The sequence below is a fragment of the Flavobacteriaceae bacterium GSB9 genome (genome assembly GCA_022749295.1).
In the GTDB taxonomy this organism is placed as follows: domain Bacteria; phylum Bacteroidota; class Bacteroidia; order Flavobacteriales; family Flavobacteriaceae; genus Flavisericum.
Window position 1 is genome coordinate 1,271,250 of the sequence record CP062007.1, and the last position, 11,641, is coordinate 1,282,890.

General features: G+C 37.9%; 7 protein-coding genes. All 7 read right to left on the bottom strand.

Annotated features, from left to right (window positions below; genetic code table 11):
- The 7 genes from GSB9_01063 to GSB9_01069 all read right to left on the bottom strand — a co-directional run bounded on the left by GSB9_01063 (position 1) and on the right by GSB9_01069 (position 11,558).
- Positions 1–3,150 (bottom strand): DUF4981 domain-containing protein, encoded by a 3,150-nt coding sequence (locus GSB9_01063; protein UKM64514.1) that lies wholly within the window; start codon positions 3,148–3,150, stop codon positions 1–3.
- 10 nt (positions 3,151–3,160) lie between these two features.
- Positions 3,161–4,177 (bottom strand): N(4)-(beta-N-acetylglucosaminyl)-L-asparaginase, encoded by a 1,017-nt coding sequence (locus tag GSB9_01064; GenBank protein UKM64515.1) that lies wholly within the window; start codon positions 4,175–4,177, stop codon positions 3,161–3,163.
- A gap of 18 nt (positions 4,178–4,195) precedes the next feature.
- Positions 4,196–5,308: a hypothetical protein gene (locus tag GSB9_01065; protein UKM64516.1), complete on the bottom strand. Its 1,113-nt coding sequence runs from the start codon at positions 5,306–5,308 to the stop codon at positions 4,196–4,198.
- A gap of 7 nt (positions 5,309–5,315) precedes the next feature.
- Complete coding sequence (locus GSB9_01066; GenBank protein UKM64517.1) at positions 5,316–6,389, bottom strand: carbohydrate-binding family 9-like protein; 1,074 nt, start codon at positions 6,387–6,389, stop codon at positions 5,316–5,318.
- Position 6,390: 1 nt separating this feature from the next.
- On the bottom strand, positions 6,391–7,308 hold the full coding sequence (locus GSB9_01067; protein UKM64518.2) for a glycoside hydrolase family 130 protein: 918 nt from the start codon (positions 7,306–7,308) through the stop codon (positions 6,391–6,393).
- Positions 7,309–7,394: 86 nt separating this feature from the next.
- Positions 7,395–9,284, bottom strand: coding sequence for a Na+:solute symporter (locus GSB9_01068; GenBank protein ID UKM64519.1), 1,890 nt, complete (start codon positions 9,282–9,284; stop codon positions 7,395–7,397).
- Positions 9,285–9,302: 18 nt separating this feature from the next.
- Entirely contained in the window at positions 9,303–11,558 is a 2,256-nt protein-coding gene (locus GSB9_01069; protein UKM64520.1) for a GH92 family glycosyl hydrolase, read from the bottom strand.
- Positions 11,559–11,641 lie beyond the last annotated feature (83 nt).

Consider the following 11,641-nt stretch of genomic DNA (forward strand, 5'->3'; position numbering starts at 1 on the left):
TTACTTTAATAATGGTATTATTGTAAATTGGTAGCTATAATCTTTTGCCCTTAACAAATACTTCTCCATGGGCAAAGCCCCCCAACTATCAATACTTCCCAATCCCATTTGTTTATAATCTATATTTAAACTGGTTAAATTTCTCTCTTGAATATCGGCCGCATTTCGTTGGTCTTTTTCTAGGCCGCCATCTAGGTCTTCGGTTAAAAAATGTAGTGCCGTCATGTTAAATAATTCATTAGAGGTTATTTTAACATCGATACTGTTGTTACTCAAGGACAGCCATCTTACATCGCTTTTATTACCAGTTTCTTGAGGACGAATATAAGGATAATACTGCTCTGTAACCGTTTGTTCATACAAACCAACCTTAGCACTGTATTTTCTATCGCAATAGTTTTCAAACGGCCCTCGTCCATAATAGGTGATATTCCCGAATTCTTTTGGCAAAATCATTTGCATACCAAAGCGTGGTAAAAGTGGTGTTTCTTTGTCTTGGTCTATCTCTAAGTGCTGGTGAACATTTAAAACACCTTGGCTGTTGAATTTATAAGTTAGCGTTAACCTCGATGCTATCTGGGGTAAGCTATGAACGGCCTTAACATTAATACTTTTGTCTTTATTACTTTTATAGTTGAAATCTATTAGTTGGAGGTTTTCAATAGCATCTTTCCATGGCAATAACCTTTTCTGAAGTTGTGCTCCCATGTCATTATCGGTGGGTGCTCGCCAAAAATTGGGTCTTAACTCGTGTCCAGGCTTTATTATGATTTCACCGTTAAACACATATTTGCTTATAAACCCGTTTTTTGTATTGAAATCAATTTGAACTTGATCACTGTTAAAGCTAATTTTCTCACTATTTTTTTTAATACTTAACTTTTTATCACCTTTAACTTGGATATCATTTTCCCAGGTTCCCTCTAAATGCAATTGCTCTTTAGCCACCTCAAAATGGGCTGGTAAAAATGGCTCGTCTGTTTTAAGTTTGTAACTTATATTAACGTAAGCTTCCTGAAATTCTTTAACCCTTAAATTTAATGGTAAAGCATAGGTTTTTTGCGTTTGTGGCTGAATATTTAAAGTCTCTATATTTCCTCGATCTACGGGAACTCCATCTAAAACCAATTCCCAATACAAGGCTAAATTGCTCAAGTCTTTAAAGAAGAATTCATTAAAAACATCTATACTTATGCTATCCTTATCGTGCCATGTTGTATGAATATTTTGCATTACATTTTTGGCTTCGAAAGCATACGGATTGGGTTGGCGTTCTGGATTGAACACCCCATTATTTAAAAAGTTGTTATCACTAGGCACACCATCAGGCCCAAAATCTCCTCCGTAAGCAAATACTTTAGTACCGTCTTCTCTTTTTTTATAAACCGACTGGTCAATCATATCCCAGATAAAACCACCTTGAAAATTATCATGAGCCCTTATAAGGTCCCAATAATCTTTAAAGTTTCCCAACGAGTTGCCCATGGCATGGGCATATTCACATTGAATAAATGGCCTTGAAGGATTGGGATTGGCTTTTATATACGCTTTCATCCCTGTTGGTGAACTGTACATGGGGTCTACGATATCCGAATTCCAATCGAACTTTAAAGTAGCTCCTTCCCAACCACCAACCGTAGCACGTTCGTATTGTATGGGTCTGGACGGGTCTCGGTCTTTCAACCATAAATAGCTGCGGTAAAAATTATAGCCGTTACCGGCTTCATTACCCATGCTCCAAATTATTATTGAAGGGTGGTTTTTATCGCGCTCAACCATACGTTCAATACGTTGTATATGGGCCAATTCCCAATTCGGTTTGTTGCCGAGTGTTTTGGTAATATCGTAACCCATGCCATGGGATTCCAAATTGGCCTCGTCCACCAAATAAACACCATATTTATCGCATAGTTCGTAAAAGTATTCATCGTTAGGATAATGCGACATTCGCACTGCATTAAAGTTATATTCCTTTAAAACCTTAATATCCTGTTCCATACGCTCCCTTGATATGGTTTGCCCAGTTGTAGGGTCTGTTTCATGACGGTTTACCCCTTTAATGTAAATAGCTTTTCCATTCACAAGTAATTGTCCGTTTTTTATTTCAACCTTTCTAAAACCTACCTGCTGAGGAATAATTTCAATAATTTCTCCTTTGTTGTCTTTTAAGATGATATTTAACCGATATAAATTTGGAATTTCTGCACTCCATTTTTTAGGGTTCTCGACCTTAAACTGAATGGTTGGTGTTTTTGTTTCCTCCGTTATTTCTAAACTTTTTGAAGCAATGACTTTACCGTCTTTTTTTAATTGAATTTCTAATTGGCTATTTTCTGCTTTATCAGCACCTTCAATTTGTGTTGTAACTTTTAGTGTGCCATTAGTATAATTTTCATCTAAATCTGGAACAATTTCAAAATCGGCTACATGGGTTTTATTCCTGGCATACAAGTAAGTGTCTCTTGTTATACCGCTCATTCTCCAAAAATCCTGACATTCCAGATAAGAGCCATCACTCCATTTCATAACCTTTAAAACCATGGAATTCTCTCCCGGTTTTAAAAAAGGATTTAATTCAAACTCTTGAGGTAACTTACCGTCTTCGCCATAACCTACATAGTTGCCATTCAACCAAACGGTCAAGTTCGATTTTGCGGCTCCCACATGTAACAAAACATCCTTATTGTTCCAATCTTTATCGACTTTAAATGTTTTTCTATAAACTCCCGTTGGGTTATAGGCAGTTGGCACCAATGGCGGGTTTAACTCTATAAGATGCGCAAAATCGTAGGTTGTATTTGTATAAACTGGGTAGCCATAACCATTTACATCCCAATTTGCCGGAATTGTAAAATCATCCCAATCTTTATCATTAAACTCTGGGGTTTTAAAACCAAAGGGCAATTCCTCTGGGCTTTCAACATATAAAAATTTCCATAGGCCATTTAAATTCAAATAATTCTTCGATGCTTTCCAATCGCCTTTTTTAGCTAAATCCATATTATCATAAACAAAGTATGAGGCATGCATGGGCAGCCTATTATCTTCATTTATGGCTTCATTTAACCAAAAAGGTGCTTTTGTGGTTTGTGCCTTAACAGTTAAACCAAATGCGATGATGAATATTGCTATAAAAAGTTTTTTCCGCATGATAGCTGTTCTAATCGTCCCAGGTCATTTTAAATTTTGAATCTTCCATTCTGTTGCCATTTTCTTCATCACAAACAGCATAATTAAAACCCGACCTCAAACTGTATCCGCCATGCTCACCATCCTTGTTCACCGCTATGAAACCAACCTGCAGATATTCCATATCCCTATGGTTTTTATGCTTTTGGTAAATACGTTCTACTATGTCTTTGCAGGCTTCGCTAGGACTTTTACCCTGCCGCATCAGTTCAACTACCATGGCACTACCCGCGGTTCTAATAACCGCTTCTCCTAATCCTGTTGCTGCTGCTGCACCAACTTCATTATCTAAGAACAAGCCGGCTCCAATAATTGGCGAATCACCAACGCGACCATGCATTTTCCATGCTGCACCACTTGTTGTACACCCTCCTGAAATATTGCCATCTGTATCAATTACCAACATGCTTATGGTATCGTGGTTTTCAATATTTATGACAGGTTTATACTTAGATTCTTCAATCCATTTTTTCCAATCTGCTTCAGATTCGGGGGTTAATAAGTTTTCTTCTTCAAAGCCTTCTTCCAATGAAAATTGGAGGGCACCTTTACCCGATAACATGACATGCGGCGTATTTTGCAACACTCGTTTGGCCACCGAAATAGGATGTTTTATATTTTGTAAAAACGACACCGAGCCACAATCACTATTATGGTCCATAATACAGGCATCTAGAGTAACGTTGCCTTCTCTATCTGGATAGCCTCCATAGCCTACACTCCGTATTTTAGGATCACCTTCTGGTATGTTCATGCCTGCTTCAATGGCATCTAAGGTTGGAATACCTTTTTGAAGTTGCTTCCAAGTTTCTTCGTTTGCTGGAAAACCATGATTCCAAGTAGATATAATAAGTGGTTTTTTCTGTGTTTCACTTTTTAAAGGTTCTACTGCTGTTCGCTCTACTTTCACATTTTTACACGCAAAAGCAGTACTTATTCCAATGGTTCCTAAGGCGGTTTTTTTTATGAAGTTTCTTCTATTGGACATCCTGTAATATACTTTTGATTAGGGCATGGTTTTCAGGCTTTCTTTCGTAGCCTTAATGGTTTTAAGGTTTCCATCTGTTAGGGCTGGGCCATCAAAAAAGGAAACCCCCTTAGCTCCATTGGTCTTTGCCAATAAGATAGCCTGCTTAAGTTCGTCTTCCGACGTTAGCCCAGGAATATATATCCCTGTGTTTATTTTAGAATCTTTGGCTTTTAAATCGGCCACACCTTGTTGGGTTGCATAGCCAATCCAATCGATTTCTTCGTTATAAAAGTTATGATAAATCATGGGGTAAAGCTCATCAACATCCCATTTATCCCAACGTTGGCGTACCATATGGTCGGCCATTTCAGGATAAGGAAATACTGCAGCAGTTAATATTTTTCCATGTTTATGAACAATTTTATAGGCATCGTTCACTACCGCCCGAATGGCATTTAACCTAAAATTTTTCCACTCCATATCGATAGCCGTATTATGGCTTTCTAATGGGTTTTTATGATGTATCTTTTCGAACTTATTGATACAGGCATCACAATAACAGAAATCGTATTCCGGCATTTCTGTATTTTGAACGAGGTTATATTTAGGCAGCAACCCTATCGGCAAAAAAATGTCTGGAAAACGGATATAGTCTAAATGTACACTTTCTACCCCATCTACATTGGCCAGACCTTCCACAAGCGATAACACGTGGTTTCTTGATTCCTCCCTTGTTGGGCATAGCCATTGATAGTAATCGACATAAGGTCGGTTATCAAAACAGGATTTACCTTCCCTGCTCACCATATACCAATCTGGATGTTGTAATGCCAAGGAGTCATCAGGTCTGTTTATGGCCATAATCCAAGCATGTATCCTTAACCCTTTTGCCTTTGCTATTGGAACCAGCCTTTCCAATAGTTCTGGATCTGTATTCGTATTAACCAAAACCTCATCAATCCCCCCGCTTTTATACCTTTCGAATTCGGTCGCGTAGCTATCATCAGTACGCTTTTCATCTGCAGTAATCCACACCCCAAATTCAAAAGAAGGGGGAGTTGTTTCTGTTTGCTCAACGGCTTTTTCTTTGTTTCCGCAAGAAAAAAGACTCAACACCAAACTGCATATTAATAATCTTAAAAGTTTCATAGTTTTTCTATTTTGAAATGAATTTGCCATCTTCTTTAATAATTAATGTTTTGCCAGAAAAAGGACTTTTTACTGAAATATTAAATCCTGTTGCATGTGTTTCTAATTTTGGCTGAATGCGTTTCCCTTCAACCATAAATTTTGATTGAGAAATGCTTTTTAGCGATGTTGCCCATTTTTTATTGACTTTATAATAGTCCTTTAGGGCTCGGAAAACATTAAACAACTTCCATTTTAATTTTTCATCTTCAGGCACAGAAAACGTATCTTCATCTCCTATTGGTTTAGAAGAAAAATAAACATAGCCCCATTTTTCTGGCTCGTGCATATTAATGACGCCCATAGGCGACCAAACCCAATTATATTCTGGCAAAAGTTTGTCTTTATTGTCCTTTTTTCGCAAATAGTTTCCGTCTATCAAATCGTACTGCCAATTCACTCTTGAAAAATTTACCCTCCAAAATTTATCTTTTGGAACATTTTGATCGTAATATGATGTTTTATAAGCATCCCACGGAATGGCCATCTCTAGTGTCCAGCCTTCATCAACATCAGCAGGATTATTTAAAGTGCCATTTACTTTTACGGCAGATTTAAGCCCTGTTAATGTCCAATCGTTTAGCACCACATTTCCAGCCTCCCGGTAGGGTTTATTAATAAATAAATCCCAAACGGTATTTAAAGCATTTATTTCAAGTTCATAATAATTATGGGTGTCGCCATCGGGGTCGATAAATACCTCAAAGTCGTTATTATAAAAGATTATAGTATCCCTTCGTTTTAAATTACCCCAAACATGAGGCTCTTCAATTTTTGCCAGAATGTAGAAATACTTATCGTCCCAGAGCATTTTTACTTTAGTATCGTACTGAGGTTTTTTATCGCCTTCAATATCTGTAAAAGGGGAGGTCCAGTTGGACTTACCCCAAGATTCATCTGTACCATTTCCATCAATTAATATTGTATCTAGAGCTTTATAGGCGATATAGCTTTTAGGAGTAATGCCCCTGTTTACTTGAGAGCAAGCAAACAGGTTATTACAAATGGTCGCTATTAATACCAATCTTAGTTTTATTTGCATCTTACAAACTATTATTTTTAGTAAACTCTATAACCTCACTCAGTTTGGCAAACGCTATAGAAACTACTGTATCTGCAGCACCGTAATAAACGGCCAATTTATCTTTTTGGATATCATGTAAAGCGGCACACGGAAAAACCACATTTGGCACATCGCCATTTTGTTCGTAGGATACGGCGGGTCCCAACAGATAAGGTTGTGTTCTATATTTTACCTTATCCGGTTGTTTTTTATCGAGCAAAGCGGCCCCCATGGCATATCGAAAGCCATTGCAGGTATTTATAACGCCATGGTATAACATTAGCCAGCCGTCATTGGTTAAAATAGGTATCGGGCCCGCTCCGATTTTGGTGCATTGCCAAGCACTATCTTCAAACGGAGCAGCTTTCATAACACACCTATGTTCACCCCAGTATTTCATATCTGGACTGTAACTAATGTATATGTCGCCAAAAGGTGTGTGCCCGTTATCGCTAGGCCTACTTAGCATGGCGTATTTACCGTTAATTTTTTGGGGAAACAACACCCCATTTCTATTGAAGGGCAAAAAGGCATTCTCGCATTGGAAGAATTCTTTAAAATCGAAGGTATAACCAATTCCTATAGTGGGGCCATGGTACCCGTTGCACCAGGTAATCCAATAACGGTCTTCAATAAACACCACTCGGGGGTCGTATTTATAATCGGACTCAATCATATCCGTATTGCCCGTTTTCATCTCTATAGGTTCATGATTAATCTCCCAATTAATACCATCTTTACTGAATCCAGCAAAAATATTCATCTGTACCGCTTTGTTATCGCACCTAAACACACCTGCAAACCCATCACCAAACGGAACTACAGCACTATTAAAAATACTGTTGGATGAAGGGATTTCATAACGATCTATAATGGGGTTTTCTGAATATCGCCACATTACATCATTGCAGTCTTCTGGTCTATCTTGCCAAGGTATTGTATTCACGCTTTATATTTTTTAATTAATTTTTTTAAAGTTGCCATTTAATCATCATCTTCATCCGGTAATTGTTTGACCTTGTCCAGCCAAGTAAACTTTAAAACCGCAGTAGTCAACAGGAGAACAGCCAATGACATCAAAGTTTTTGGATAATCCCTAATTAACATAAATATGGGTAAAACAATCATACTGGATTGCCAAATAATTCCAATAACACAGTTCACCATATCAAACCAGAAGTCTTTGTTTTTTGAAAAATTTTGATCTTCTGGTTTTAAGACTTTATAAATGGGATTCCACCATCCCCAGGGGCGAACATTGGTGTAAAATGATTTTAAAACTTCTATATTGGTTGGAGGAGTTAACAGCGTTCCCAAAATACATCCTAAGGTTGAAAACGTAAATATGATTGGAAATAAGTAAATGGCATGTAGCTGTGATAAGGTACTTAGAATAGTATCTGGCTCAAAATTTCCTTTGTTATTATCTAATATAAATTGAAGTGAGGCCACAACAAGACCAGCAAACATACCCCAAAAATAGCCCCATCCATTAAAACGCCACCAAACCCATTTTAAAAAGTTCGCAGCAACGTAGCCTCCAAATAGTGCACTTGTAATCCACAATGTCAGGGAATTGATGGAATCAGCGAAAAAGCCCATAAAAACCCCTAGTCCTACAACTGCAAATGATGCCAAATGACTAATTTTTATATAATGTGCACTTGTGGCTTTGGGCCTAAAATACTTCTTATATATATCGTTTACGATATAAGCTGGCCCAGCATTTACAAAAGCTGAAAATGTGGACATAAACGCCGCTAGTAAGCCCGCCAACAATAACCCTTTAATGCCAACAGGAATATGGAAGTTTATAACTGTTGGCAATAACAACTCTAAATCATTACCAGACAAAGCTCCATTTAAACCCATACTTGGAGCGAGCGTTACCAATGCAATAACCACTATGCCCCCTATCAGCAGGTATCTGGGAATAAATAAAATTAGGTTGGTAAACCCACTCATGTAGGCCGCTTCTTTTACTGATTTTGTTGAAAGGATACGTTGTAGATCGTAGCTGGGTGTTGGGCCAGCTATACTGGCGAAAAAGCCTTTAAAAAGAGACATCCCAACCAATGCACCGAACATTTTGTAGCCTTCGGAATTAACTAAACTATTAAAAGCGTCGTATTGAGCACTCCAGTGGGTTCCCAATTCCCAATCAAAAAATACGTTTTTCCATTCCTCAGAAATAATAGATGTTATTTCTATATCAGTATAAGTAACGAACGTGTACCCAGCCACCAAAAGCCCTGCAACAACCATAATACCATATTGGAGAACTTCGGTAGCCACAACGGAAAACATCCCTCCTTTTATGGTATAAATCGTAGTTAGTAAAATAATTATTAAGGCATATGATTGTTCTGAACCCAGTAAATTGCCTGTTCCCATAGGGATTGACAAATCCCATGGCAAAATAACAGTCATAAACTTCCCTATACCTTCAAAAAAATAAGCTATGAACCCAATGGTAGATATAATGGCAAATACAGCAACTATAATATGGGATGCCTTGCCCGCTCTATCGTCTCCAAATCGGGTTAAAATCCATTCGGAACCTGTCATAACCTTCGATTTTCGTATCCAAACCGCCAAGAACATCATAATAAAAATCTGATTCCAAATTGGCCAAAGCCACATAAACATAAAGCTTTTTACTCCGTATAAAAATAGGATGCCCACCATCCAAGCCGTGCCAGATATATCGAACATTCCCGAACCATTACTTAACCCCAGAAAATACCATTTAATGGATTTTCCGCCAAGAAAGTAGTGGTCCAGCCCCTTAGACGCTTTTTTTGAAATCCAGATACCAACACCTACAGTAAGTAAGATGTAAAATATAATAATGCTTAAATCAATAATATCCATATAGGCGTTTTGCTATTTTTAGTTCGCTATACCCCAGTCCTTATTTGGGTTAGGTCCCATTACAAAATGGAGCGTTCCTCCTTGGGTTATTTGCTTATGACTTATATTTGTTTTGTTGAACTCTTTTTCGTCAAGGTATGCCGACTGTATGTATATGTTAATATTGGACACATTTTCGGCTTCAATAACAAAAGTTTTACCGTTCGGAAGGTTTATAGTGGTTTTTTCGAAAATAGGGCTGCCTATTTCATACTCAGTTGATGCGGGATTCATAGGGTATAGCCCCATAGAACTAAAAACATACCATGCCGACATCTGCCCACAATCTTCATTACCACTTAGCCCATTGGGTGTTGTGTTATACTGTGTATTCAGTATTTGGCGTACCCAATATTGTGTTCGCCAAGGCTTATTGGCGTGATTGAACATATAAGCTATATGGTGGCTCGGCTCGTTGCCATGGGCATACTGCCCTATTAACCCAGAGATATCTGCAGAGACATTGTTGCCTGTAATTTCAGAACTCTCTGTAAACAACTGTTCTAACCTTTCAGAAAATATTTCGTTTCCACCATGTAGGTTAATAAAATCTTTGACATTGTGAGGCACAAACCAACTGTGTTGCCAAGCATTACCTTCGGTATAGTCTGTTTGTTTCCTGTGGTTGGAATGTTTGGGGTCGAAAGGTTCATTCCATGACTTTCCATCTCCAGATTTGCCTCGCATGAACCCCGTTTGGGAATCAAATAAATATCGATAAGCCATAGAACGGTTTAAAAAGAAGTTGTAATCCTCTGTTTTTCCCAATGCCTTTGCCATTTGTGCAACACACCAATCATCAAAAGCATATTCTAACGTGATGGTAACAGATTCGTCCAACAAATTATAAGGAATGTATCCATATTCTTTATAATGATTTAGCCCCCGTTCATCTTGCATCATGGTTGTTTTCATGGCATTATATGCCTTCTCTATATCAAAATTAGTGATTCCCTTGAGGTATGCATCGACAATGACCGGGATGGAATGGTAACCAGTCATGGTATTGGTCTCATTTGCATAAAGTGTCCAAACCGGCAATATCTTTCTGGTGTCGTAATATTTCAGCATAGACTTGATTACATCTGAGGTCAGCTGAGGTTCCAAAAGCGTCAAAAGTGGGTTTTCCGCCCTGAAAGTATCCCAAAGTGAAAGTGTTGAGTAGGCTGTGTAATCTGTTGCCGTTTCTATGCTATCATTTTCCAATCTGTATTCCCCATTTTTGTCACTGTAAACCACAGGGGCCAATTGTGAATGGTATAACGCTGTATAGAAAATTGTTTTAAGCGAATCGGTTGGGGTCACTACTTCTATTTTATTTAAAGCTTCGCCCCAAAGGGTTTCGGCATTGAATTTTGCACTCTCGAAAGTGTGGTTCCCTTCATCTAGATTGTCTTTTGCATTGGCCTCGCTAACTGATGATAGAGCAACCTTAACCAATAATTCGGTATTTCCACCAGGCTTAAAAAACAATTGGGCCTTTGTCTTTTCTGAATTTATCTCTATATCATTTATTGGCAATTGGCTGCCAACAAGGGCTGTTTCGGCTATGGGCTTTGAGAATCTGGCAGCAAAGAATACTTTTTGGTTTTTGGCCCAACCTTTACTAAAACGGTAACCTGTTATGGTATAATCATCTTCAATAGAAATTGAAGTTTTTAGGGGAGTGTCCCAATTTATGGCAAAACCAAGGTCTATTATTACAGACTGCTCGTCGTTTTCTGCATATGTATATTTATGGTATGCTGTGCGGTTTGAAGCGGTGAGCTCTACATTGATTTTATGGTCTTCAAGATACACCTGATAGTACCCAGCCCTTGCAGATTCTTTTTCATGACTATATTTAGAAATGTAAGGAAGGGAATCGCGGTTTGTGGTATCCAACGTTAAATCAACTTCTTTGTTGATTGGCATAAATAAAATATCAGCCAAATCTCCAATGCCCGTTCCACTTAAGTGTAAATGGCTAAAACCAGAAATAATGGAGTCTGAATAATGGTAACCCGAACACCAATCCCAATCTGAAATACCATTATCGGGACTTACCTGTAGCATCCCAAAAGGCACCGTTGCCCCCGGATATGTATGCCCATGTCCACCAGTACCGATAAAGGGATTTACAAAATCTGATAAGGATTTGTTGGGCATATTGTTTTTAGTTGCATTATTTTTACAACCGACAGAAAAAACTAATACCAGAATAATTTTTACAATATTCTTCATGTAACGTTTCATAATTTAACTTTAAATTTTCAAGAATTTTAGAAGTTTTAAAATTAATTTAGACAGATGACATCTAAAAGGACCTGAACACCAAA